Annotated in this window: 19 protein-coding genes and 1 riboswitch; of the genes, 14 read left to right on the top strand and 5 right to left on the bottom strand. The window is 70.1% G+C overall.

Annotated elements, in window-relative coordinates; all coding sequences use genetic code 11:
* Window positions 1-6 precede the first annotated feature (6 nt).
* Window positions 7-810 carry an enoyl-CoA hydratase/isomerase family protein gene (locus ACFFIO_RS04940; RefSeq protein WP_378040470.1) on the top strand — a complete coding sequence of 268 codons (804 nt, stop codon included), beginning with the start codon at window positions 7-9 and terminating at the stop codon, window positions 808-810.
* Window positions 811-892: 82 nt separating this feature from the next.
* Here ACFFIO_RS04940 and ACFFIO_RS04935 read toward each other — a convergent pair whose 3' ends face one another.
* On the bottom strand, window positions 893-1,342 hold the full coding sequence (locus ACFFIO_RS04935) for an Lrp/AsnC family transcriptional regulator (RefSeq protein ID WP_378040469.1): 450 nt from the start codon (window positions 1,340-1,342) through the stop codon (window positions 893-895).
* Between the two features lie 188 nt (window positions 1,343-1,530).
* On the opposite strand from ACFFIO_RS04935, the gene ACFFIO_RS04930 reads away from it, so the two are divergent.
* The 5 genes from ACFFIO_RS04930 to ACFFIO_RS04910 all read left to right on the top strand — a co-directional run bounded on the left by ACFFIO_RS04930 (window position 1,531) and on the right by ACFFIO_RS04910 (window position 7,809).
* Entirely contained in the window at window positions 1,531-2,691 is a 1,161-nt protein-coding gene (locus ACFFIO_RS04930; protein WP_378040468.1) for a thiamine pyrophosphate-dependent dehydrogenase E1 component subunit alpha, read from the top strand.
* Window positions 2,688-3,869, top strand: coding sequence for an alpha-ketoacid dehydrogenase subunit beta (locus ACFFIO_RS04925; RefSeq protein ID WP_378040467.1), 1,182 nt, complete (start codon window positions 2,688-2,690; stop codon window positions 3,867-3,869). Before ACFFIO_RS04930 ends, ACFFIO_RS04925 begins: the two co-directional genes overlap by 4 nt.
* A gap of 1 nt (window position 3,870) precedes the next feature.
* Window positions 3,871-5,451, top strand: a complete 1,581-nt coding sequence (locus tag ACFFIO_RS04920) for a dihydrolipoamide acetyltransferase family protein (protein ID WP_378040466.1) — start codon at window positions 3,871-3,873, stop codon at window positions 5,449-5,451.
* 148 nt (window positions 5,452-5,599) lie between these two features.
* Window positions 5,600-7,105 carry a helix-turn-helix domain-containing protein gene (locus ACFFIO_RS04915; protein WP_378040465.1) on the top strand — a complete coding sequence of 502 codons (1,506 nt, stop codon included), beginning with the start codon at window positions 5,600-5,602 and terminating at the stop codon, window positions 7,103-7,105.
* Window positions 7,106-7,266: 161 nt separating this feature from the next.
* Window positions 7,267-7,809, top strand: coding sequence for a CarD family transcriptional regulator (locus ACFFIO_RS04910; RefSeq protein ID WP_229672330.1), 543 nt, complete (start codon window positions 7,267-7,269; stop codon window positions 7,807-7,809).
* A gap of 3 nt (window positions 7,810-7,812) precedes the next feature.
* Here ACFFIO_RS04910 and ACFFIO_RS04905 read toward each other — a convergent pair whose 3' ends face one another.
* Entirely contained in the window at window positions 7,813-8,559 is a 747-nt protein-coding gene (locus ACFFIO_RS04905) for a PIG-L deacetylase family protein (protein ID WP_378040464.1), read from the bottom strand.
* 79 nt (window positions 8,560-8,638) lie between these two features.
* On the opposite strand from ACFFIO_RS04905, the gene ACFFIO_RS04900 reads away from it, so the two are divergent.
* Window positions 8,639-9,550 carry an SDR family oxidoreductase gene (locus ACFFIO_RS04900; protein WP_378040463.1) on the top strand — a complete coding sequence of 304 codons (912 nt, stop codon included), beginning with the start codon at window positions 8,639-8,641 and terminating at the stop codon, window positions 9,548-9,550.
* Window positions 9,551-9,558: 8 nt separating this feature from the next.
* Here the strand turns inward: ACFFIO_RS04900 and ACFFIO_RS04895 are convergent, their stop codons facing one another.
* Window positions 9,559-11,127 carry a TIGR01777 family oxidoreductase gene (locus ACFFIO_RS04895; RefSeq protein WP_378040462.1) on the bottom strand — a complete coding sequence of 523 codons (1,569 nt, stop codon included), beginning with the start codon at window positions 11,125-11,127 and terminating at the stop codon, window positions 9,559-9,561.
* A gap of 94 nt (window positions 11,128-11,221) precedes the next feature.
* Between ACFFIO_RS04895 and ACFFIO_RS04890 the strand changes: the two genes are divergently transcribed.
* Entirely contained in the window at window positions 11,222-12,484 is a 1,263-nt protein-coding gene (locus tag ACFFIO_RS04890) for an MFS transporter (RefSeq protein ID WP_378040461.1), read from the top strand.
* Here ACFFIO_RS04890 and ACFFIO_RS04885 read toward each other — a convergent pair.
* Entirely contained in the window at window positions 12,481-12,954 is a 474-nt protein-coding gene (locus ACFFIO_RS04885) for a hypothetical protein (protein WP_446681838.1), read from the bottom strand. The genes ACFFIO_RS04890 and ACFFIO_RS04885 overlap by 4 nt on opposite strands.
* A gap of 164 nt (window positions 12,955-13,118) precedes the next feature.
* Window positions 13,119-13,249, top strand: a riboswitch (glycine riboswitch).
* Window positions 13,250-13,393: 144 nt separating this feature from the next.
* On the opposite strand from ACFFIO_RS04885, the gene gcvP reads away from it, so the two are divergent.
* From gcvP to ACFFIO_RS04860, 5 genes are all read left to right on the top strand, one after another.
* Window positions 13,394-16,414 (top strand): aminomethyl-transferring glycine dehydrogenase, encoded by a 3,021-nt coding sequence (gene gcvP, locus ACFFIO_RS04880; RefSeq protein ID WP_378040459.1) that lies wholly within the window; start codon window positions 13,394-13,396, stop codon window positions 16,412-16,414.
* Window positions 16,415-16,425: 11 nt separating this feature from the next.
* Window positions 16,426-17,643, top strand: coding sequence for a glycine cleavage system aminomethyltransferase GcvT (gene gcvT / locus ACFFIO_RS04875; protein ID WP_378040458.1), 1,218 nt, complete (start codon window positions 16,426-16,428; stop codon window positions 17,641-17,643).
* A 166-nt stretch (window positions 17,644-17,809) separates the two neighbouring features.
* Complete coding sequence (locus tag ACFFIO_RS04870; RefSeq protein WP_378040457.1) at window positions 17,810-18,922, top strand: thermonuclease family protein; 1,113 nt, start codon at window positions 17,810-17,812, stop codon at window positions 18,920-18,922.
* Between the two features lie 16 nt (window positions 18,923-18,938).
* Window positions 18,939-19,352 carry a LexA family protein gene (locus ACFFIO_RS04865; RefSeq protein ID WP_378040456.1) on the top strand — a complete coding sequence of 138 codons (414 nt, stop codon included), beginning with the start codon at window positions 18,939-18,941 and terminating at the stop codon, window positions 19,350-19,352.
* Between the two features lie 57 nt (window positions 19,353-19,409).
* Entirely contained in the window at window positions 19,410-20,717 is a 1,308-nt protein-coding gene (locus ACFFIO_RS04860; protein WP_378040454.1) for a Y-family DNA polymerase, read from the top strand.
* Window positions 20,718-20,724: 7 nt separating this feature from the next.
* Here the strand turns inward: ACFFIO_RS04860 and ACFFIO_RS04855 are convergent, their stop codons facing one another.
* On the bottom strand, window positions 20,725-21,420 hold the full coding sequence (locus tag ACFFIO_RS04855) for a response regulator (protein WP_378040453.1): 696 nt from the start codon (window positions 21,418-21,420) through the stop codon (window positions 20,725-20,727).
* Between the two features lie 391 nt (window positions 21,421-21,811).
* On the opposite strand from ACFFIO_RS04855, the gene ACFFIO_RS04850 reads away from it, so the two are divergent.
* Complete coding sequence (locus ACFFIO_RS04850) at window positions 21,812-23,014, top strand: sensor histidine kinase (protein WP_378040451.1); 1,203 nt, start codon at window positions 21,812-21,814, stop codon at window positions 23,012-23,014.
* Window positions 23,015-23,027 lie beyond the last annotated feature (13 nt).

Raw genomic sequence — 23,027 nt, 5'->3', positions numbered from 1 at the left:
AAACGCATGATCGAACTGAACCTGGCCGACGGGATCGCCGAGGTCGTCCTCAACGCCCCGGAGAAGATGAACGCCCTCCATGCCGGGGCGCTCGCCGAACTCGAGAAGGCCTACGACGACGCCGCTGCCGCCGCCGCGCGCGGTGAGGTGCGCGCCTTGCTGCTGCGCGGAGAGGGCCGCGGGTTCTGCGCCGGACGCGACATCTCCGGGGTCACCCCGGCGGACGATGATGTCCTGGGCTACCTCGGCGGGAAGGTCACCCCGCTGTTGCAGAAGATGAGCGCCTTCCCGGCGCCGACGTTCGCAGCGGTGCAGGGCGCCTGCCTTGGCGTCGGCCTGGGGCTGGCGATCGCCACGGACGTGGTCTACGTGGCCGAGAACGCCAAGATCGGCTCGCCCTTCGCGAACCTGGGGGCCACGCTGGACTCCGGCGGGCACTGGCTGTTCACCGAGCGGCTGGGCGCCCACCGCACCCTGGACCTGATCTACACCGCGGAGCTGATCAGCGGCGCCGAGGCGGTGGCCTCCGGCTTGTTCTCCCGGGCACTGCCCGCCGAGAGCCTGCTGGAGGACACCCGCGGCATCGTGGCGAAGGTCGCCACCGGTGCCACCGGGGCCTTCTTGGCCTCCAAGGAGCTCGTCGCCCAGGTGCGGGACCAGCGACTGGGTCTGTGGGAATCCGTGGCCCGCGAGAACCAGGCCCAGGCCGACCTGTGCGGCACGGCCGACTACGCCGAGGGGTTCGCCGCCTTCCAGGAGAAGCGCAAGCCCGTGTTCCAGGGAGTCGCCGGCACACCCGCGCCCCGCTGACCTCCGCTCATCGCCACACCATCGCGCCCAGGGTCACCGCCGAGATGCCGCCGGCCCCGGAGTGGGGTGCCGCGGCGGAGTCCTACCGGGTGTCCGCGTCCTCGAAGATCACGAAGGTCTGGGTGTCCAGCACCGCGGGCAGCGGCTGGATGTGATCGAAGACCACCCGGCGCAGGTCCAGGTTGTCCCGCGCCCGGACCAGCAGCAGCACATCGAAGTTCCCGCCCACGAGGCTGACGTGGTAGACCTCCGGGATCTTCGCGAGGGCCTCCCTGACCTCCCGCCAGCCGTGCTGGCGCAGCTTCAGCGTGACGTAGGCCGAGGAGCGCAGGCCCGCACGGACCGGATCCACCACCGCGCTGTAGCGGGTGATGACACCGTCCTGCTGCAGTCGGTTGATCCTGGCGTAGGCGTGAGCTCGGGAGATGTGCACCCTCTGGGCCAGGGCGGTCACCGACTGCCGGCCGTCCCTCGTGAGCTCAGCCAGGATCTGCTCATCCACGGAGTCGATCGGTGCGGGTACGGGGCCCATGGAATCCCTCACTCACAGAGTCGGTGCGCTGTTGCAGAACATCCACCAGAATAGGCAATTCTCTCCATTCGTCCACAGTCTCGCCCTGCAGCGGCGACGACCCCTCGGCTCGATCCACACTGGTGGGTACAAAGTGACTACCGCAGTGACGTGGACCACGGTCGGCACTCGACGACCCAGGAGGAACGATGAGCGAGGACCCCCGCACCGGCATCACCGATGCCGCCCGCAGCTTCGGCATCACGCCGGAGGACTACATGCTGCCGGCCCGCGACCTGATCCAGATGGTGGACCCGGAGGGCCGGCTCCAGGGCGCCGGCCCGGACCCGGAACCGGGACACGACTACCCCGTCCCGGCCGACGAGGACCTGCTGGAGGCGTACCGCCGCCTCGTGGTGGGCCGGCGCATCAACGACCAGAACTCCGCGCTGGTGCGTCAGGGGCGGATGGCGGTCTACCCCTCCAGCCACGGGCAGGAGGCCTGCCAGGTCGCCGTCGCGGCCTGCCTGGAGGAGGGCGACTGGCTGTTCCCCACCTACCGGGACACCGTGGCCGTGATCTCCCGTGGGGTTCCGCCCGTGGAGGCCATGACGGTCTTCCGCGGCGACTGGCACGGCGGCTACCATCCGGGAAAGCACAAGGTCGGCATCCAGTCCACCCCGTTGACCACCCAGTTGCTGCACGCGGTCGGGGCCGCGCATGCCGCGAGACTGCGCGGCGAGGACACCGTGGTGGTGGCCCTGTGCGGGGACGGTGCCACGAGCGAGGGCGACTTCCATGAGGCACTGAACTTCGCGGCCGTCTTCCACCTGCCGGTGATCTTCTTCGTCCAGAACAACCAGTACGCCATCTCCGTGCCACTGGCCCGCCAGACGGTGGCGCCGTCGCTGGCGCACAAAGCCGTCGGTTATGGCATGGCCGGGGAGCGCGTGGACGGCAATGACCTCGTGGCGCTGCTCGCCGTCCTCGAGCGGGGTGTGCGACTCGTGCGCGGCGGTGCGGGCCCCCTGCTGGTCGAGGCACAGACCTACCGGATCCAGGCCCACACCAACGCCGACGACGCCACGCGGTACCGCGAGGACGCGGAGGTGCAGGAATGGCTGGCCAAGGACCCGGTGAAGCGGATGCGTGCCTACCTGACCGGCCGCGGCCTGCTGGCCGACGAGCTGCAGGCCCGCTTCGAGCAGGAGGCCGAGCAGGTCGCCGCCGAGCTGCGGGACGGCCTCAACCAGGAGGTCACCCCGGACCCCCAGGATCTCTTCGCCCACGTCTTCACCGTCCCCACCCCGCAGCTGGCCGAACAGTCCGCCCAGCTGTCCGAGGAACTCGCCCGTGAGGAGGCATCATGAGCACCCGCCAGACCACCGGCCCTGACGCCGGTTCAGTCGACGCCGTGGAAACCGCGGTGGACGCGGCCCGTGAGTCCGCCACCCGGGCCGGCGGGGCGGGCGTCCCCGGGCCGCGCCCCGAGTCCCCGGTGGCTCCGGTCCATACGGGTCCGGTGACGATGGCCAAAGCCCTCAATGCGGCCCTGGCCGATGCGCTGGCCGCCGATGCCGGCGTCGTGGTGTTCGGCGAGGACGTGGGCACCCTCGGCGGGGTCTTCCGCATCACGGACGGCCTGGCCGCCCGCTTCGGGAAGGAGCGGTGCTTCGACACCCCGCTGGCCGAGTCCGGGATCGCGGGCATGTCCGTGGGCATGGCGATCAACGGGATGCGGCCGGTGATCGAGATGCAGTTCGACGCCTTCGCCTATCCGGCCTTCGAGCAGATCGCCTCGCACGTGGCGAAGATGCGCAACCGCACCCGGGGAGCCGTGGCGATGCCCATCGTCATCCGCATCCCGTACGCGGGGGGCATCGGCGGCGTGGAGCACCACTGCGATTCCTCGGAGGCCTACTACGCGCACACCCCGGGCCTCAAGGTCGTCACCCCGGCCACCGTGACGGACGCCTACCTGCTGCTGCGGGCGGCCATCGACTCGGACGACCCGGTGGTCTTCATGGAGCCGAAGAAGCTGTACTTCGCCAAGGACCGGGTCGACCTGGACGCTCTGCGCGAGCAGTACGACGCCGGCCGGTCCGGTCCCGGGGCCGGTGCGGATCCGCGCGCCGCGCTGGAATCCGGCGGGGCCGCCGTCGCGCGGACCGGGACCGACGCGACGCTGATCGCGTACGGCCCGTCCCTGCCGACGGCGATGGCCGCGGCGGCCGCCGCCCAGGAGGAGGGGCGCTCACTGGAGGTGGTGGACGTGCGCACGATCGTCCCCTTCGACGACGTCACCGTGGTCGCGTCCGTGGTCAAGACCGGCCGGGCCGTGGTCATCACCGAGGAGACCGGATTCGCCTCCGTGGCCGCGGAGATCACCGCCCGCGTGCAGCAGCGCTGCTTCCACTCCCTGGCCGCACCTGTATTGCGGGTCACCGGCTTCGACATCCCCTATCCGGCGCCGAAGCTGGAGCACCATTTCCTGCCCTCGGTGGACCGCATCCTGGACGCCGTGGACGACCTGCAGTGGGAGGACTGACATGACCATCCGCACCTTCCTGCTCCCGGACCTGGGAGAGGGCCTGACCGAGGCCGACATCATCCGGTGGCTGGTGGCCGCTGGCGACGCCGTGGCCGTGGACCAGCCGATCGTCGAGGTCGAGACCGCCAAGTCGCTCGTCGAGGTGCCCAGCCCCTTCGGCGGCACCGTGGCAACCCTGCACGCCGAGGCCGGCACCACCCTGGACGTGGGCAGGCCTTTGGTCTCCGTCGAGGACGGCGTGGCGTCTGGTGACACCGGATCCAACGACGACGGCTCCGATGGTTCCGCCGGATCCGCTGGTGCCCCGGCTCTGGCAGAGGGCGCCCAGTCCTACCGTGAGGAGGAGCGTGCCGGGGTGCGGCCGGAGGCTGCGGCTGCCTCGGGGCAGGTGCCCGGTGCGGATGACACGGTTCGGCCTACGACGAATGCGGCGAATGCGGTGGAGGGGGAGGTGGACGACGCCGGCTCCGGCAACGTCCTGATCGGCTACGGCACCCCCGGTGGCGCCGCAAGCGGCCGTACCCGGCGGCGCAAAGCTGCCGCGGCTTCTCCGGTCGTCGCGTCGTCGACCATCGAGTCCTCGGCCGCAGGCCCGTCGACGGAGGCGCCCGAGCCGTCTCGCCCGGCCCCGCGGGTGGTCAACCCCCTCGTGCGCCGGCTGGCCCGCGAGTACGGGGTGGACCTCACCGCCGTGCAGGGGACCGGGCCCGGTGGTCTGATCCTGCGCGCCGATGTGCTGGCTGGCGCCGGCGCGGAGACGGCCGCCTCTGCCTTGTCGACGTCCACGGAGACGAAGGGTGCCGAGCCGGCTGGGGCCGGGGAGGGATCGTGGGCTCCGGAGCCCACGGATGCACTGGACCCGCGCACGGGACTGGGGGTGGCCGGCGTCGAGCAGGTCTCCGGGGTGCGCAAGGTGACCGCCGTGGCCATGACCCGATCGCGCCGCGAGATCCCCGAGGCCACGATATGGGTGGACGTGGACGTCACCCCGCTGCTGGAGCTGCGGGCGTCACTGAAGGCACGCGGGGACCAGGAGGTGCCGGGGCTGCTGGCCTTCGCCTCCCGGTTCGCGCTCGCGGGCCTGGCCCGGTACCCCGAGCTGGCGCAGCGCTTCGAGGAGGACGGCGCGGGCGGGCACCGGATCGTGTCCTTCGACGGCATCAACCTCGGGTTCGCGGTGCAGACCGAGCGTGGTCTGGTGGTGCCGGCCATCCGGGGCGCCCACGCGATGACCGCCCGGCAGCTGCATGCCGAGCTGCGCCGGATGACCGAGCTGGCCCGCTCCGGCAGGGGGACCCCGCAGGACCTGTCCGGCGGGACGTTCACCATCAACAACTACGGGGTGTTCGGCACCGACGGTTCCGCGGCGATCATCAACCACCCGGAGGTCGCGATCCTCGGGATGGGACGGATCATCGACCGGGCGTGGGTGGTGGACGGCGAGCTGGCCGTGCGCAAGGTCATGCAGCTCTCCCTGGTCTTCGACCACCGGATCTGCGACGGCGGGACGGCCGGCGGATTCCTGCGGTTCGTCGCGGACTGCTTCGAGAACCCGGTGGGGGTGCTGGCGGACCTCTGAACGGGCCCGCGCCGACGTCATTGACCGTGCGGGGCGGGCGTGGCCTGCTGGCTCGATAATCGTCAAGATGTCTCGCTTGATTGCGAGTCTTGGCGCGAGTTGCTCGATTGCGAGTCAAAAAGCAGGCTGAATTGACTATCATGGCGTGATGGCGCTCACCTCTTCCGTTACCTCAGCTACCTCTGTTGTCTCCGCGGCCACTGCCGCCGGTGCCCATACCGTCACCCCCGACCTCGACCCCGTGGTCCTCGGCCGCCGCCTGCGCCACCTGCGCAAGGAGGCCGGACTGACCCTGGATCAGGCCGCCGAGGCCGTGGGGGCCACCGGATCCCACCTGTCCCTCGTGGAGAACGGAAAGCGGGAGCCCCGGCTGTCCCTGCTCTCCCGGCTGGCTGGTCTGCACGGCGCCACGGTGGAGGAACTGCTGGCATCCGAGGCCCCGAGCCGGCGGGCCGCCCTGGAGATCGTGGTGGAGAAGGCCCAGCGCACCGACCACTATGCGAGTCTGGGGCTCCCGCAGATCAAGATCTCCCCGCGCACCCCCACCGAGGTGCTCGAGGTCATCGCCGGGCTGGAGGCGGAGCTGAACCGGCGCATGGAGGAGCAGGCCGCCACCCCGGAGGAGGCCCGGCGGGCGAACTCCGAGCTGCGGCAGGAGATGAAGGAGCGCAACAACCACTACCCGGAACTGGAGCGGAAGGCGCAGGACCTGCTGGACGCCGTCGGGCATTCCGGTGGACCGCTCAGCCACCATGCGGCCGCTGACCTGGCCGACCATCTGGGGTTCTCGGTGCGCTCCGTCTCGAACCTGCCGCACTCCACTCGTTCGGTGACAGACCTGAAGAACCGGCGGTTCTACCTCTCCCGGGCCCGCAACCCGGACCATGACCCCCGGTCGGTGCTGCTGCAGGCCATCGCCGCCTATGTGCTCGGGCACGGGGAGCCCGCCGACTACTCGGACTTCCTGCGCCAGCGCGTCTACACCAACTACTTCGCGGCCGCCCTGATGATGCCGCAGAAGGAGACGGTGAAGTTCCTGAAGAACGCCAAGGCCCAACGGGACCTGGCCATCGAGGACGTGCGGGACGCCTTCGGGGTGTCCTACGAGTCGGCAGCGCACCGGTTCACCAATCTGGCGACAGAGCACCTCGGCATCACGTGCCACTTCCAGAAGGTCCACGAGTCCGGCATCATCCACAAGGCCTACGAGAACGACGGCGTGTCCTTCCCCGCGGACCACACCGGTGCCATCGAGGGGCAGCAGGTGTGCCGGAACTGGACCTCACGCGAGGTGTTCGGCGTGGCCGACCGGTTCCGGGCCTTCAACCAGTACACGGACACCCCGGCCGGAACGTACTGGTGCACCGCCGTGGTGGAGGCGCACTCCTCCGGGTTCTACTCCCTGTCCATCGGCGTGCCCTTCGACCATGCCCGCTGGTTCCGCGGCGCGGACACCACCTCGCGCTCCGTGTCGCGATGCCCGGATCCGAGCTGTTGCCGGCTGCCGTCCCCGGACCTGGAGGCCGACTGGGGAGGCCATGCCTGGCCGGCGGCCCGTGCCAACGCCCACCTGTTGGCCGCCATGCCGTCCGGGGCCTTTCCCGGAGTGGACGAGGTGGAGGTCTTCGAATTCCTGCGCTCGCAGGAGCATTAGGCGAGGCGGTGCTGTCAAGGGGGAGAAGCCTAGGGCATAGGGCGGCAGCTGTCCCGTATTTGTGAGAAAATGGAATCCAGCCAAACTCACGGAAAGCACCCGGCCCGTGGACGGGCCAGGTGCTGGGGGAGGCCTTCGCACCGAAGGAAAGTGACGTATACATGCAGTTGAGCCCCGGCAAGCTTGTTGTTCACCCCCACCACGGTCCCGCGGCGGTCACGAACCGTACGCAGCGCACCGTCAAGGGGACGGAGGTGACCTACATTGAGCTCACCATCCGGAGCAACAACCTGGTGGTGTCCATCCCGGAGTCCAAGGTGGAGGAGATCGGCGTCCGCGAGGTCTACGGACGGGCCCACCTGCGCACGCTCCTCGAGGTCGTGCAGGAGCCGTCCGGTGTGGAGGAGAAGCAGTGGTCCCGCCGGATGAAGGCCAACCAGGAGCGGGTGGCCTCCGGCCTGCTCGAGCAGATCGCCGAGGTGGTCCGGGACCTGGGCCGCCGCCGCGACACCAAGGGTCTGTCCATGGCTGAGAAGGACCTCTTCCGTGCCGCCCAGGCACCGCTGGCCGCCGAGGTCGCCCTGGCCCTGGAGATCTCGGAGGACGAGGCAGTGGAGGTCATCGACGCCGTGGCCAACGGCGCCTCCCTGGACGAGCTGGGCTTCGCCGCTGACGCCTCGGGTGCCGAACCGGCCATGGCCTGAGGGTTAGCCGCCGAGCCCGCCCAGGTCGAACACCCGGAAGGTCACGGCGTGGTCCGAGCCCGCCTGCGCGCCCCCGGCCCGGAGGATCTCCGGGATGAATTCCTCCGGCTTCGGGTGGCCGGTGACGTGCTTCAGGTAGGCCTCGTGGCGATTCAGGGAGGCGACGGCGGCCGTCACCGCCGCGCCATCCACCGGCGCCGCGTGGGTGGGGCGTTCGTGGCCGGCCACCAACAGGGCGGAGACGTGCCACGGCTCCAAACCTTCGGCCTCGGCCAGGTCGCGGAAGACCCAGGGGTTGTCCGCATCCCGCACACCGTCCACCACGGCCAGCCCGGCAGCGCGGTGATCGGCCTGGTTCAGCCCGCCGTAGGCCTCGAAGTCGAAATTGGCGGTGACCACGGCATCCGGGCGCACCGTCCGCACTGCGCGGGCGACGTCCCGGCGCAGTGCCAGCCCGTACTCGAGCATCCCGTCCGGGTGGTTGAGGATCAGTAGGTTCTCCACGCCCACCTCCGAACAGGCGCGCCGCTGTTCCGCAGCTCGCAGGGGCCCGACGACGTCCGGGGGTTCGGCCATACCGGCCTCGCCCGCCGTGAGCAGCAGGTAGGTGACCTCGATGCCCCGTGCGGTCCACGCGGCCACGGCCGCCGAGGTGCCGTACTCCATGTCGTCCGGATGGGCGACGATGCACAGCACCCGGGACCAGCCGTCGTCGGGAACGGGGAGCAGGGAGGGGATGGTGTCAGTCATGGGCTCAGACCTTCCGGCCGTGTCAGTGGTGCTCCTAGGGTGGCATAGCGAAGACCCGGCCAACAGATGAGGGGACACCATGAAGGACGATGACCTGACGGAGGCCGGGCGCCATGCACGGTCCATGGCGGGATCCGACGGCACCATGCCGGCCCAGCAGCAGGAGCCACCCGGACTCACCGCGCCCATGGATCCGGTGCCGGACCACGGCGAGTCCAGCTGGGTCGGCCGCGGGCGGCTGGAGGGCCTCAAGGCGCTCATCACCGGGGGCGATTCGGGCATCGGCCGTGCCGTGGCCATCGCCTTCGCCCGGGAGGGTGCGGACGTGGCCATCAACTACCTCCCGGACGAGGCCGAGGACGCGCAGGACACCATCGGATGGATCGACAAGGCCGGCCGGAACGCCGTCGCGGTCCCCGGTGACCTGCGTGACGAGGCGGAGTGCCAGCGGATCGCCGAGGAGGCCGTGGCCGGACTGGGCGGGCTGAACATCCTGGTCAACAACGCCGGGTACCACTGGGCGCGCGGAGAGCCGGGACTCGGCGGACTGCGCACCCAGGACCTGGACCGCGCGGTGAAGACCAACCTCTACGGCACACTCTGGCTGAGCCAGGCCTGCCTGCCCCATCTCGGTGCGGGGGACAGCATCATCATCACGACGTCGGTGCAGGCCTACCAGCCCTCCGAGACGATGATCGACTACGCCGCCACCAAGGCGGCCCTGAACAACGTCACGGTGAACCTGGCCGGTGAGTTGGGTGCTCAGGGCATCCGCGTGAATGCCGTGGCTCCGGGGCCGGTGTGGACGCCGCTCCAGCCGGCCACCAAGGAGCCGGAGGCCGTCTCCCACATGGGTGCCGACACCCCGCTGGGGCGGATCGGCCAGCCGGCTGAACTGGCCGGGGCCTACGTGTTCCTGGCCAGTCCCGCGGAGGCCAGCTTCGTCTCGGGCTCCGTGGTGGGCGTGACCGGTGGGCTCCCGGTGTTCTGAGCCGGCGGTCAGCGTCCCAGCACGTGCCGCAGAGCCGATTCCAGGTCCGGGTGGCGGTAGGCGTATCCGGACTCGTGCGCCCGGTCCGCCCGGGCCTGCTGGTCCGCCTCGACCAGCAGCCGGTTGCCCTCAGAGCCCAGCAAGGCCGTGGGGGCGGCTGCCGGCAGGGGGACGGCCGAAGGGCGGCGGAGCACCCGTCCGAGGGTGGCGGCGAAGTCCCGGGCCTGGACGGGCCTCGGCGCGGTGCCGTTGACCGGGCCCTCCACGGTGTCCGTGAGGGCGGCGTGGGCGAAGAGCCCCACGATGTCGTCGATCGAGATCCAGCTCTGCCACGGGTTCCGGTCCTTGCTGGTGCCCAGGGGACCGCCCGCGCCGAGGAGGAACAGCGGCAGCAGCTGCTGCAGGACGCCCCCGGCCGGTGTCAGCACCAGGCCGGTACGGATCATCGCCGTCCGGACCCCCGCCCGGGCGGCGGGCGCGGTGGCGCGCTCCCACTGCTGGCAGACCTCGGCCAGGAAGTCGTCTCCGGGCGGATCGGTCTCCCGCAGGCCCTCGCCGCGGGGGCCGGTGCCGGCTTCAGCTCCGTAGAAGCCGACCGCGGAAGCGTTCACGAGGGCCCGGGGACGGCCGTCGTCGGCCAGCTCCGCGAGCGTCCGGGCGAGCAGGCCGGTGGCCGCCAGCCGAGACTGCAGCACCTCGGAGCGGTGGGCCTCGGAGAGCCGCCCGCCGATGGTCTCACCGGACAGGTTCACCACGACGTCGGCGCTCCGGAGCGCCTCGGCGTCCAGTGTCCCGGAGGCCGGGTCCCACACGAGGGTATCGTCCGCACGGGTGTGGTGGCCGCCGCGGACCAGACGCAGTACCCGGTGTCCACCGCCGGTCAGGAGGGCACACAGTTGGGTGCCGATCAGGCCGCTGGCTCCGGACACGGCGATGGTCAGCGGGCGTGCGTTGCCGGATTCGTCGGACACGGCGGATGGCACGGGGTGGGCGGCGTGGAAGGCCAGGTCCTCGCGGAGCTGGGCGCTCCGGTAGGCGAACTGCCGGTCCAGCTCTGACTCGAGGCGCTCCTCCGTCCACCGCCCGGCCCGGGACCACACCGAGCCCTTGCGGCGCCGGACGGCCCCCGCCGGGAGCTCGTACTCGATGTGGTCGAGGACCACGCAACCGGGACGGCCGTCCGCGGTGTCCGCCTCCCCGGGGGCCGCGTCCTCGAAGCTGTGTGTGTGAACCCAGGACGTCAGCGGGCCGGAGGCCATCTCGTCCCGGAACATGCGGTCCGGCTCCAGGGCGGTGTGCCGAGCCGTCCAGGGGGCCTCGGGGGCGAACCACTGCGGCAGCCGGAAGGGCAGGACGGTCCTGGCCAGGCCGGTGGCCGACTCCAGGCCCAACCCCAGCGACCCCGGGGCGCCGATGCCCAACCGGGCGACCGAGCCGACGTCGAGCCCCTCCGGTTCACGCCGCACGGAACCGGCGAACGGCGGCGTGAGGCGGACGAGCGCACCACGCCGGGAGAACCAGGCGAACACGGTGGACCGATCATGGGGGACCAGGGAGCGACGTTCAAAGACGGGCATGGGCCAACTCTTCCACACGTTCCGGACGGCCCGCTGTGCTGTGCGACCCCGGGAGTTGTCCTTCTTCGTACCGGGGGATGCCTAGGGTGTGGGGGTGAGCACTCCGCACCCCGCAGTCCGGGGTCAGCCAGCCCTGTGGGGCCTGATGTGGATCGCCGTGTGGGGCTTCTCCGGCTTCTTCCTCAGCTACTCCACCCTGGTGCCGATCAGCCTCGACCGGGGGCTGACCGCAGTCACCGGCGGCACCCTGCTGACCATCATGATGCTCAGTGTGATCGCCGTGCAGCCGGCGGCCCCCGCCCTGCGCCAGAGGTGGGGCCCACGCCGGACCATCGGGTCATCCCTGCTGCTGATGGCCGTCGGCCACGGCGCGAGCCTCGTCATCCCCCACCCTGTGGCGGCACTGCTGGTGACCGGCGTGGCCGTCGGATGTGGCTTCGGTGTTCTGGTGGTGGTGGCGACGGCGGCCGTCCCGGCGGTCTCCCGGCCGGACCGGGCGGGGCATGCGCTGGGGCAGTTCGGGGCGGCGACCTCGGCCGCCGCCGCCGTGGGCGCCCCGCTGGGGCTGTGGTTCAGCGGGGTGGTGCCACTGGAGGTCTTCCGGCTCATGGCCGCCACGTGCGTGCTGCTCGCCTTCGCGGCTCTGCGGGGCGTCCCGGACCGCGTCGCTGAGGTCTCCGGCGCGGGCGCCGTCGAGCCGCTGGAGCCGCTCGAGCCGCTGGAGACCACAGTGGAGGGCGAGGCCCGCCGGGACGGCGCGGCCCGCTCGTCGGTCACGGTTTCCGGGCGGGTGTCCGCGCGGTGGTGGGCCGCGCTGGGGCCGGTGCTGCTGCCGTTCCTGGTCAGCATGGCCGCCTACGGGCTGGTGATCGCGTTCGGGCCGGGCGGGGGCACCGCGCATCCGGCGGTGTTCATCGCGACGATGCAGGCGGCCTCCGTGGCCGGACGCTGGGTCTCGGGATCGTTGACGGACCGGCTCGATCCCACGGCGGTCTATACGGCCGGGATCGCGATGACGGCGGCCGGGCTGGTGGCCGTGGCCCTGGTGGGTTCACCCTGTCTCCTGGCCGCCTGCCTGGTGCTGATGGGCCTGGGGATCGGGACCGTGCAATCAGCCAGCCTCGTCATGGCCTTCGCCCGGGCTACCAGCCATGGTGCCGCCAGCGTCGGGTGGAACATGAGCTTCGATACCGGGCTGGGACTGGCCGGGGTGTTCGGTGGGCTCGGGTTCACCTACCTCGGGCCTGGTGCCACCTTCGCCGGGGTGGCGGGGCTGCTGCTGCTCGCCTCGATTCCGCTCTGGCTGCGCCGCAACCGCAACCTCAGTCGCCACCGCAATCGCCGCCAGAACGGCTAGCCGGAGACTCCGAGCGAGACGCCCAGGACCACGGCGAGGACGGTGAACCCGGCGCCCATCCAGATCAGGAGGGGAGCGGCGAAGGAACCGTGGTCCCGGACGGCGAAGTTCTCGCGTGGATCGGCGGGGTTGTAGTGGACCTCGAGGGCCGAGCCCATCGGGAAGATCTCGGGGATCCGGGTCCGGGAGCCGCGGCTGTTCTCCCGGATCTTCAAGGTCTTGGCGAGCGGATCGCTGGTGACCTCGGACCCCCTGATGAAGCTGCCGCTGATGCGGACCACAGCCCGGTACTTCAGCTTGGCCTGGAAGACCTCGCTGCCGAGCACGAAGTCCACCACCGGGTGGACACGTCCCTCGCCCAGGAAGTCGTACCCGCTGACGGTGCCGGTGGTGCGGGCGGTGATCCGCCGGAGCCGGGCCGTGCGCCTCCGCCGTAGGACGAGACCGATCACCAGCAGGGTCACTCCCATAGCTGCCAAGGGTGCTGCCACCACAAGACCTATCCCCACGTCACGCGCCTCTTCTCTGTTCCAGTGCCGGCGTCGGCCGCCGGCCACAGACACCCTAGCCGTCACCGGGAACCTCGAACGGCGCCAGGGGCGGGCCGTCTGTGGAAGACTGGTCGGCACGTCAAGCACCCAGCGCGGGAGAGTGCCGCAACCCCACCGCCGGAGGTCCCTGGACCGAACGGACGACGGGGGAGTGGCCGCCGAAGGAGCAATTTCTCCCCGAGAATCTCTCAGGCACCGGTACCGCGCAGGGCATGGCGACTCTGGAAAGCTCCGGGGCCCAGCGCCCTCGGACACCGACGGTGCAAGGACGTATCCTCCAGATACGGGCGGAATCTCTCAGGTTGATGACAGAGCGGGGAGGTACCGTTCCGTGCCCAAAGCGCCCTGGAGGACCACCATGCAGACCACCACCGCAACCGCCGCCGAGACCCCGACGCCACGCCACGAACCGCGGGATACCGCCTCCGCGCCCTTCACCAGCCGCCACATCGGCCCGCGGCCCTCAGATGCCGAGCAGATGCTGGCCGAGCTGGGATTCGACTCCCTGTCCGACCTGGTGGACGCGGCCGTCCCCGCTGACATCCGCCAGCAGACCCCGCTGAACCTGCCGCCGGCCCTCACCGAGGCAGCAGTGCTGGAGGACCTGCGCGCCATCGCGAACCGCAACATCGTCAAGACCCAGATGATCGGCCGCGGCTTCTTCGACACCGTCACCCCGCCCGTGGTGCTGCGCAAGGTGCTCGAGAACCCGGCCTGGTACACCGCGTACACGCCGTATCAGCCGGAGATCTCCCAGGGCCGCCTCGAGGCCCTGCTGAACTTCCAGACCATGGTCTCCGATCTCACCGGCCTCGAGATCGCCAACGCCTCGATGCTGGACGAGTCCTCCGCCGCCGCCGAGGCCGTCCTGCTGATGCACCGTGCCAACAAGAAGGCCAAGGACGGCATCACCCTGCTGGACGCGGACCTCTACCCGCAGACCCGGGCCGTGATCGAGGGCCGTGCCCTGGCGCTCGGCCTGGACGTCCGCACCGCCGACCTCGCCGCTGGCCTGCCCGCCGAACTCGGTGCTGACCTGGACGAGAAGGGCCTGTGCGGCATCGTCCTCCAGCAGCCCGGCGACTCCGGCCGGGTCCATGACCACTCCGCCGTGATCTCCCAGGCCAAGGAGCGGGGCGCCATGGTCGCGATCGCCGCCGACCTGCTGTCCCTGGCCCTGATCACGCCTCCGGGAGAGCAGGGCGCGGACATCGCCGTCGGCAACACCCAGCGCTTCGGTGTCCCGCTGTTCTTCGGAGGCCCCCACGCCGCCTTCATGGCCGTTCCCAAGGGTCTCGAGCGCCAGCTGCCCGGCCGTCTCGTCGGCGTCTCCCAGGATGCCGCGGGCCGGCCCGCGTACCGCCTGGCCCTGCAGACCCGTGAGCAGCACATCCGCCGCGAGAAGGCCACCTCCAACATCTGCACCGCGCAGGCCCTGCTGGCCATCGTGGCCTCCATGTTCGCGGTCTACCACGGCCCGGAGGGCGTCACCGCGATCGCCCAGCACGCCCACCGCCAGGCCACCCGCCTGGCCGCCGCCCTGGAGACCGAGGGCTTCCACCTCACCCAGGACGCCTTCTTCGATACCATCCAGGTCTCGGTGCCCGGCCTGGCCCGCACCGTGGTCACCGCCGCCGAGGCAGCCGGGGTCAACCTGCGCCTCGTGGACGCCGGCACGGTCGGTATCTCCTGCGACGAGACCACCACGGACGAGGACCTCATTGCGGTGCTCTCCGCCTTCGGCGCCCCGCACGAGTCACTCCCGGCCCGCCAGGACAGCAGTGCCGCCAGCACCAACGCCAGCAGCACCAGCACCAACGCCGGCGCCCCGGGTTCCGCGCGTATCCCCGCCGCCCAGCGGCGCACCAGCCAGTTCATGACCCACCCGGTGTTCAACACCTACAAGTCCGAGACCCAGATGCTGCGTTACCTCAAGCGCCTCTCGGGCTATGACCTGGCCCTGGACCGGACCATGATCCCGCTGGGCTCGTGCACCATGAAGCTCAATGCCACCGCCGAGATGGAGTCCATCTCCTGGCCGGAGTTCTGCTCCATCCACCCCTTCGCCCCGGACCACCAGACCGAGGGCTGGCGCTTCCTGCTGGGAGACCTGGAGGAGAAGCTGGCGGAGATCACCGGCTACGCGGCGGTGTCCATCCAGCCCAACGCCGGTTCCCAGGGCGAGTACGCGGGCCTGCTGGCCATCCGCCGCTACCACCTGGACAACGGTGAGGGCGAGCGGGACATCTGCCTCATCCCGGCCTCCGCCCATGGCACCAATGCGGCCTCGGCGGTCCTCGCCGGGCTCAAGGTGGTGGTGGTCGCCACGGCCCCGGACGGCACCATCGACTCGGCCGATCTGGAGGCCAAGATCAAGGCCAACGCCGGCAGGATCGCGGCCATCATGATCACCTACCCCTCCACGCACGGCGTCTACGACGCCGATGTCCGCGAGGTCTGCCGCAAGGTCCACGAGGCCGGTGGACAGGTCTACATCGACGGCGCGAACCTCAACGCGCTCGTCGGTCTCGCCCAGCCGGGGCAGTTCGGCGGGGACGTCTCCCACCTGAACCTGCACAAGACCTTCTGCATCCCGCATGGCGGTGGCGGTCCCGGGGTGGGCCCGGTGGCCGTGGCTGAGCACCTCAAGCCGTACCTGCCCAGCGCTGAGCACCCGATCACGGCCGCACCGTACGGTTCGGCCGGCGTCATGCCGATCTCCTGGGCCTACCTATACCTGATGGGCGGCGAGGGGCTCACCGAGGCCACCCGGTACGCCCTGCTCAACGCCAACTACGTCGCGAAGAAGCTCGGGGACGCCTTCCCGATCCTCTACACCGGCGAGACCGGGCTGGTGGCGCACGAGTGCATCCTGGACCTGCGGGAACTCACGGCGAAGTCCGGGGTCACGGCCGAGGACGTCTGCAAGCGCCTGATCGACTACGGCTTCCACGCCCCCACGCTGGCGTTCCCGGTGACCGGGACCCTCATGGTGGAGCCGACCGAGTCCGAGGACCTGGCCGAGATCGACCGGTTCATCGACGCCATGCTGGCCATCCACACCGAGATGGAGGCCACCACCCCTCAGACGCTGGCCGACTCCGTGCTGCGCAACGCCCCGCACCCGGCCGAGGTGCTCACCGCGGACGAATGGGACCGTAGCTACCCGCGCTCGCAGGCCGCCTACCCGGTGGACTCGCTGCGCCGGGACAAGTACTTCCCGCCGGTGGGCCGCATCGACGGCGCCTGGGGGGACCGCAACCTGTTCTGCTCCTGCCCGCCGATCGAGTCCTTCGAGGCGTCCGATCCCGCCGATGCCGCGGCGTCGGCCACCGCCGTCGCGGACAACATCGAGTCCTCCTCCTCCGTCTCCCACTGACAGGACCCACCATGAGCGAGAGCACGAGCAACAGCACCACGCCGCTGCACGGCGTCCACGTGGAGGCCGGCGCCTCCTTCACCGACTTCGGCGGCTGGCAGATGCCCCTGAAGTACGGCTCAGAGCTGGCCGAGCACCAGGCCGTCCGCACCTCCGCAGGACTGTTCGACCTGTCCCACATGGGTGAGGTGCGGGTCACCGGCCCGCAGTCGGCCGAGGCGCTGGACTACGCCCTGACGGCCCGGGTGTCCGCCGTCGCCCCGGGGCGCGCCAAGTACTCGCTGATCTGCACCGATTCCGGAACCGTTCTGGATGACCTGATCGTCTACCGGCTGGACGGCGGCGGTGACGACGCGACCGGGCAGGAGGCGCGGGAGTTCCTCGTGGTCCCGAACGCCGGCAACGCCGCGGCCGTGGCGGCTGCGCTGACGGAACGCTCCGCCGGCTTCGATGCCACGGTCCGCAACGAGTCCTCGCAGACGGCCCTGATCGCAGTGCAGGGCCCGGAGGCCGCCCGGATCCTCGCCGCCGTCCTGCCGGAGGCAGAAGCCGCCGAGCTGGACGGGATGAGGTATTACTCCGCCCGGCCGGCCACGGTCCGGACCGGCGGGGAAGCTGGCGAGATCGCTGTCCTGGCCGCCCGCACCGGGTATACCGGCGAGGACGGCTTCGAGCTGATCATCGGCCCCGTGGCGGACCGTGGGGTGCTGTCCACCACGGCTACCGCGGTCTGGAACACGCTCCTTGAGGCGGCGGAGGGCCTCGGCGTCGGCCTGCTCCCGTGCGGGTTGGCCAGCCGGGATTCCCTGCGCCTGGAGGCCGGCATGCCGCTCTACGGCAACGAGCTCGACCTCGGCCACCTGCCGAGTGAGTCGGGGGCCGGCAATGCGGTGCCGCTCAAGACCAAGGAGGGCGACTTCGTCGGCCGAGACGCCCTGCTGGCCGCCCGCGAGGCCGGCACCGGCATCACCACCGGCCAGACGATCGTCGCGTTGAAGGGCACCGGCCGCCGGTCGGCGCGGGCCGGGTATCCCGTGCTCGACGGCGGCGGCCACCGGATCGGTGAGGTCACCTCCGGCGTCCCCAGCCCCACGCTGGGTCACCCGATCGCCCTGGCCCGCATCGATGTCGCGTTCAAGGACGCCGGCACGGAGCTCTCCGTGGACCTGCGCGGCAAGGCCGAGCCGTTCACCGTGGTGGAACCGCCGTTCTACCGCCGCGCCGAGTAGTGCCGCCGCGCCAGCCGACGGGCCGGCGTCGTCCAGCCTCGGGGTTCCGGGAGAGGAGGGCCCGCTTGCTAGACTTCCCTGAGCTTGCGGGCCCTCCGCGCCACGGTGGTTCTTCTCTTGTGCCCGAGCTTCAGTGCCACCGCGATCACCCCACTGCAGGAAGAACATGACAGAACAGCGAACAGCCCGACGGGTCCCCGTACTGGGCATCATCGCGTTCGTCCTGCTGGCGGCACTCCTGCTGACCCTGGCCGTGTTGAGCGCCATCAAGGGCGTGCGCACCGCCGAGTCCAACGGACATGTGGTGCGCGTGGAGGATGGACAGACCTTCGTGGTGAACATGGACGGGACCGAGGAGACCGTGACGCTGGCCGGTGTGGTGGTTCCCCGGCCGGCGGCCGAGGGGGAGGAACCCACGGTGGAGAACTGCCTCGCGGACGAGGCCATGACCAACCTGGCGACCCTCCTCGAGCCGGGGGACTCGGTCCAGCTGGAGTATCCGGAGGAGTCGGACGGCCCCGAGGGAACCCGGCTGGCCCTGGTCCACCACGGGGGCGAGGTCGTCAACCTCCAGCAGGCCGAGGCAGGGTTCGCCGTACCGCTGCCCGAGCAGCCGAGGGAAGGGTTCGGCAGCGAATTGCGCGAGGCCCAGGAGACTGCACGCAGCGAGGAGTCCGGACTGTACTCCTCCGCCGCCCCGTGCACCCTGGCCGGCCGGATCGGTCCCGCGCTGACCGCCTTGGAGGACCTGCCGGAGGACCGCCCCACCACCTCCGCCGAGGCCGAGACCCAGATCGAGACGATCTCGGCCGCCGTCGAGCAGGGCGTGGCCGCGGAGAAGGCCTTCGCCACCATCGATCCCGAGGAGACCTCCCTGGCCTCGCTCGCCTGGGCCGCGGACGTGCCCCGGCTGCAGGAGGAGCTGACGGGCGCCCTGTCCGCCGCGCAGGCCGAACTGAAGGCACTGGACGGCACGCGCAACGTGCTGGAGACCCGTGAGCGGGAGGAACTCGAGCGCCAGGCCGAGGAGAAGCGGCAGGCTGAGGCGAAGCGCCAGCGCGAGGCGGCCGAACGTCAGGCGGAGGCGCAGCGCGAGAAGGCCCAGCGTGAGGAGGCCGAACGCCAGGCCGAGGAAGAACAGCGCGAGGCCGAGGGGTCAGCATCCGCCTCTGCCTCTGACTCGGCCTCTGCTTCCCCGTCGTCGTCACCGTCGCCGACGCCGTCTTCCAGTTCGGCCTCTCCGTCCTCCGCGGATGCCGAGGCCGGCGGAGACGACTAGGGTCTGCGGCGACCGCATGACCATCACGCCGCCGCCCGGGGACGGGCCGGAGCCGACGTCGGCCGCTGGGCAGGCGCCCCGCGCCCACGGTTTCCCCTCTCCTGCCCGGGACTACCTGGACGGCGGGATCGACCTGAACCGCGAGCTCGTCCGGGACCGTACCTCGACGTTCCTGATGCGGGTGTCCGGGCAGGCCATGGTGGGTTCCGGCATCGGCGACGGGGACGAGCTGGTCGTGGACCGGGCGGCCACGCCGCAGGACGGCTCGGTGGTGGTGGCCGTGGTCAACGGAGAACTCCTGGTGCGGCGGCTGGTCCTCGGGACCGCACGGGGCCGGCGTACCGTGACCCTGCAGACCGACGACGGGGCGGCGCCCCTCACTGTGGAGGATGTGGATGCCCTGGAGATCTGGGGCGTGGCCACCTACTGACTGCACCGCCTGTGAGCGTACGGTGAAGCCCCCGGTTGAAACAGGAAGGGCGAAGTGGTGACTGATCACCTGGCTTTGGTGGACGTCAACAACTTCTACGTCTCCTGCGAACGGGCCTTCGATCCCGGGTTGGAGAACCGGCCGGTGGTGGTGCTGTCCAACAACGACGGCTGCGTGGTGGCGCGGTCTCCGGAGGCGAAGGCCCTGGGGCTCAAGACCGGGATGCCGTGGTTCCAGCTCGCCCCGCAGGCCGCCTCCTGGGGACTCGTGGCGCGTTCCTCCAACTACGAGCTCTACGGGGACATGTCCGCCCGTGTGATGGAGCTGCTGGGCCGTTGGGGCACCTGGCAGCAGGTGTACTCGATCGACGAGTGCTTCATCGGGTTGACCGGCACCCCGCAGCAGGCTTTGCAGGCCGGGCGAGAGGCCCGGGCGGCGGTGGCCCGGCACCTCGGGCTCCCGGTGTGCGTGGGGATCGCCTCGACCAAGACGTTGGCGAAGTTCGCCAACCACGTGGCCAAGAACAACCCGGACGACGACCGGATCGGAGGCGTCTTCTCCATGGACGCGGCCCGGCCCGCCTTCGTGGACCGGTTGATGGAGCGGCTCCCGGCCACCGAGGTCTGGGGTGTGGGCCTCAAATCAGGGGAGAAGCTGGAACGGCTGGGGATCCGGAGCATCGCCGACCTGCGTTCCGCGGACCCGGCGTGGATCCGCTCCCGGTTCTCCGTGGTGCTGGAACGGACTGTCCTGGAATTGAGCGGGGTGCCGTGCGTTCCGGACGTGGACGAGAAGGCGGGCCCGGGCCAGGTCATCTTCTCGCGCTCCTTCTCCAGGACGGTGACGACCGGTGCGGACATGGACGACGTCATGAACCTCTACGCGCAGCGCGCCGCAGCACGTTTGGCAGTGCAGGGTCAGCAGGCGAGGACCGTACTGGTCACGGACGGGACCTCCCGATTCTCCGGGCCCGATGGATCGGTCTCCAGGTCGGTGGCCCTTCCGCGTGCCACTGCCGACCCGATTGCCATCACCCGGGCGGCCGTGGGAGCGATGCGGTCCGTGCTGCGGGAGGGAGTGCCCTACACCCGTGCCGGCGTCATGCTGTCCGGGTTGGGACCGGCGGGAACGGGGCAGGAGGTGCTGACCGGATTCGAGGACATCGAGGGGCCGGACGGATCCGACGGCGGCCCCGACCGGCATCTGGAGGATGTCCTGGAGCGTGTCCGCGGGCGGTTCGGTGGAACCTCGATCGGCCTCGGGCCTGGAGGTCTGGCCGAGCAGGGGACGTGGACCATGCGCCGTGAGTTCGCCTCGCCGCAGTACACCACGAGGTTCTCGGAGCTGCCCGTCGTCCGGGCCTGAGGCGGAGTCAGCCCAGGGAGAGGGTGACCAACCCCAGCTGCGCGGCGCGGATGATCACCTGGACGCGGTCCCGGACCTCGAGCTTGTCCATGATCTTGGACAGGTTGGCCTTCACCGTGGATTCGGAGATATGCAACTCCTCGGCAATCTCCGGGTTGGACCGGCCCCGGGCCAGTAACCTCAGCACATCGAGTTCGCGAGGTGTCAGGTCCGAGCCATCCGGGTCTCCCGGAGCCACCGTGGCCGTCCCGACGCCGGGGCGGTCATCCTCGATGGAGGAGAGCAGCTTGCGGGTGACGGCGGGGGAGAGGACGGACTCCCCGCGGTGCACGCTCCAGATGGCGCCGATGATCGTCTCCGGGTCGGCGTCCTTCAGCAGGTAACCGGCCGCGCCCGCCTTCAACGCCGGCACGAGATAGGGCTCCGAGGTGAACGTGGTGATGGCCAGGACGCTGGTATCCGGAAACTCCGCGGTGATGCGCTCCGTGGCCTCGACGCCGCCCATGACGGGCATCTGCATGTCCATGAGGACAACGTCCGGGTGGACGGCCCTGCACGCTTCCAACGCTTCGGCGCCATTGGCGGCGATGCCCACGCAGTTCATGTCGGCAGAATTCTCGACCAGCATCTTGAGGGCTCCGCTCATCAACGGCTGGTCGTCGACGATCAGCACAGACAAGGGCGATGGGCTGGTATCTGGCATGGCTTCAGCCTAGCCGTTGGCAGAGGTCAGTGCGGCTTGACATGCAGGAATCGGAGGTATCGGATGCTATGGAGCCACGCCGTTTCCAAACCTAGGAAAACCCTGTCAAAATCCTCTGAATGTGGAGAACGTCTCCTCAGCAGGTGATAATAACGGTATGAAACGCACCCTCATGGCCTCAGCTGCGGCTGTCCTTGTCTCATCTGCCCTCCTCGTTTCCCCGGCTGCGGCCGCGGAAGCCCCTACCTCCGGTTCAGTGCTTCCCTCTACGTTCCAGACCCAGCCCAGCTCCAAGGACTCATCCGGTGGCATGTCCACCATGGGCTTCGGCAACGGAGCCAATATCTTTTGGTGCTGGTTTGGTGCCTGCTAGGTCTTGATGAGTAATGCCATGCCGGCCAGCTCCGTTAGGGGGCTGGCCGGCTTCTGGTCTGCCCGACCATTGAGTTGGGTCCTGCTTGTCCTGACATCACTGTTCGCCACATTATCGATCGTCTCGGATATCGCCATTGCCGTGACGAACTCGGGCGCTCTGGATGCCGAGCAAACACCTGTCGTTTTGTTGACATCCATATCAGTCTATTTGCTGTGGTTGCGAACGACTGTCGCGTTTGCCTCGCTAATTCCGGCACTTGTGGCAAGCCATCTGCTGGACTACTTCGCGACGACGTCCTTGGCCCTGCCACTGTTGCTGGGTGCTGTCGCGGCAACTGGTCAGCGGCTCTTTAGCTACCTCGCACTGGCCGTCGCGGTTGTCTGGGTGTTACTCATCCCCTTTACGTCAACGTACTTCGGCGGCGTCATGTGGCTGGCTTTGGTCTTCATCGGCTTGGCATGGGGTGTGGGGAACTCCATCCGTCTCATGCTGGACCGCAGAGAACAAGACCGGATGAGGGTGGCTGAGGCGACAAGACGTGCAGCGATGGCCGCGCAGGAGGAGCGCCGATCCCTTGCGCGGGACCTGCACGACATCGTCGCGCACAACCTGACCATCATCTCGATGCAAGCACGCGCTGCGAAGTATGCCGGTACGGACGTCGCCGCTCGGGAGGCGGTGGATGTCGTTGGCGACTCCGCCGGGGAAGCCCTGGCCGACCTGCGCCGGATGCTGTCGCTACTTCAGGCCGAGGGGCTGGTCGCAGGGGACCAGGAGGCCGCCCAGCGGGAGCTCGGGGAAGGCGCCTCGGCGTTGGACCTCGAGTACGGGGCTGTGAAGTTCGGGCGCATGCTGGATGGCCTCGGCATCGAGACGACCGTGGAGACCTCCGGCCTGGAGCGGGATATCCCGCAGAGCGTGGAGGCTGCCCTCTACCGCGTCCTGCAAGAGGCTGTTACCAACGTGGCCAAGCACTCCGCGGAGGGTGGCGAATGCCACATCGAGGTCCATACCCGGGAAGGGCAACTGGAGCTTGCCGTGGACAACACCTTGCCCTCGAACGGATCGGCCGCGCGTGCCGGCTGGAACTCATCCCGCAGCGGCCTGATCGGCATGCGTGACCGCGTGGACGCCTTCGGCGGGACCATGTCGTCTGCGCGGGATGGCCAGTGGTGGCGGGTCCGCGCTGAGGTTCCGCTTCATGGAGTCAGCGCGTGAGAAGTTCTTTCGG

The sequence above is a fragment of the Citricoccus parietis genome (assembly GCF_042433045.1).
Lineage (GTDB): Bacteria > Actinomycetota > Actinomycetes > Actinomycetales > Micrococcaceae > Citricoccus > Citricoccus parietis.
The sequence above is the reverse complement of the archived record's forward strand: the minus strand, read 5'-3'. Positions and strand labels throughout refer to the sequence as shown.

Coding starts and splice junctions, on each gene's coding strand:
- ACFFIO_RS04900 (WP_378040463.1), top strand. CDS start 8,639: ATGAAGGACGATGACCTGACGGAGGCCGGGCGCCATGCACGGTCCATG.
- ACFFIO_RS04850 (WP_378040451.1), top strand. CDS start 21,812: ATGCCGGCCAGCTCCGTTAGGGGGCTGGCCGGCTTCTGGTCTGCCCGA.
- ACFFIO_RS04895 (WP_378040462.1), bottom strand. CDS start 11,127: ATGCCCGTCTTTGAACGTCGCTCCCTGGTCCCCCATGATCGGTCCACC.
- ACFFIO_RS04930 (WP_378040468.1), top strand. CDS start 1,531: ATGAGCGAGGACCCCCGCACCGGCATCACCGATGCCGCCCGCAGCTTC.
- ACFFIO_RS04885 (WP_446681838.1), bottom strand. CDS start 12,954: ATGGGAGTGACCCTGCTGGTGATCGGTCTCGTCCTACGGCGGAGGCGC.
- ACFFIO_RS04935 (WP_378040469.1), bottom strand. CDS start 1,342: ATGGGCCCCGTACCCGCACCGATCGACTCCGTGGATGAGCAGATCCTG.
- ACFFIO_RS04870 (WP_378040457.1), top strand. CDS start 17,810: ATGACAGAACAGCGAACAGCCCGACGGGTCCCCGTACTGGGCATCATC.
- ACFFIO_RS04920 (WP_378040466.1), top strand. CDS start 3,871: ATGACCATCCGCACCTTCCTGCTCCCGGACCTGGGAGAGGGCCTGACC.
- ACFFIO_RS04910 (WP_229672330.1), top strand. CDS start 7,267: ATGCAGTTGAGCCCCGGCAAGCTTGTTGTTCACCCCCACCACGGTCCC.
- gcvT (WP_378040458.1), top strand. CDS start 16,426: ATGAGCGAGAGCACGAGCAACAGCACCACGCCGCTGCACGGCGTCCAC.
- gcvP (WP_378040459.1), top strand. CDS start 13,394: ATGCAGACCACCACCGCAACCGCCGCCGAGACCCCGACGCCACGCCAC.
- ACFFIO_RS04905 (WP_378040464.1), bottom strand. CDS start 8,559: ATGACTGACACCATCCCCTCCCTGCTCCCCGTTCCCGACGACGGCTGG.
- ACFFIO_RS04865 (WP_378040456.1), top strand. CDS start 18,939: ATGACCATCACGCCGCCGCCCGGGGACGGGCCGGAGCCGACGTCGGCC.
- ACFFIO_RS04855 (WP_378040453.1), bottom strand. CDS start 21,420: ATGCCAGATACCAGCCCATCGCCCTTGTCTGTGCTGATCGTCGACGAC.
- ACFFIO_RS04915 (WP_378040465.1), top strand. CDS start 5,600: ATGGCGCTCACCTCTTCCGTTACCTCAGCTACCTCTGTTGTCTCCGCG.
- ACFFIO_RS04925 (WP_378040467.1), top strand. CDS start 2,688: ATGAGCACCCGCCAGACCACCGGCCCTGACGCCGGTTCAGTCGACGCC.
- ACFFIO_RS04940 (WP_378040470.1), top strand. CDS start 7: ATGATCGAACTGAACCTGGCCGACGGGATCGCCGAGGTCGTCCTCAAC.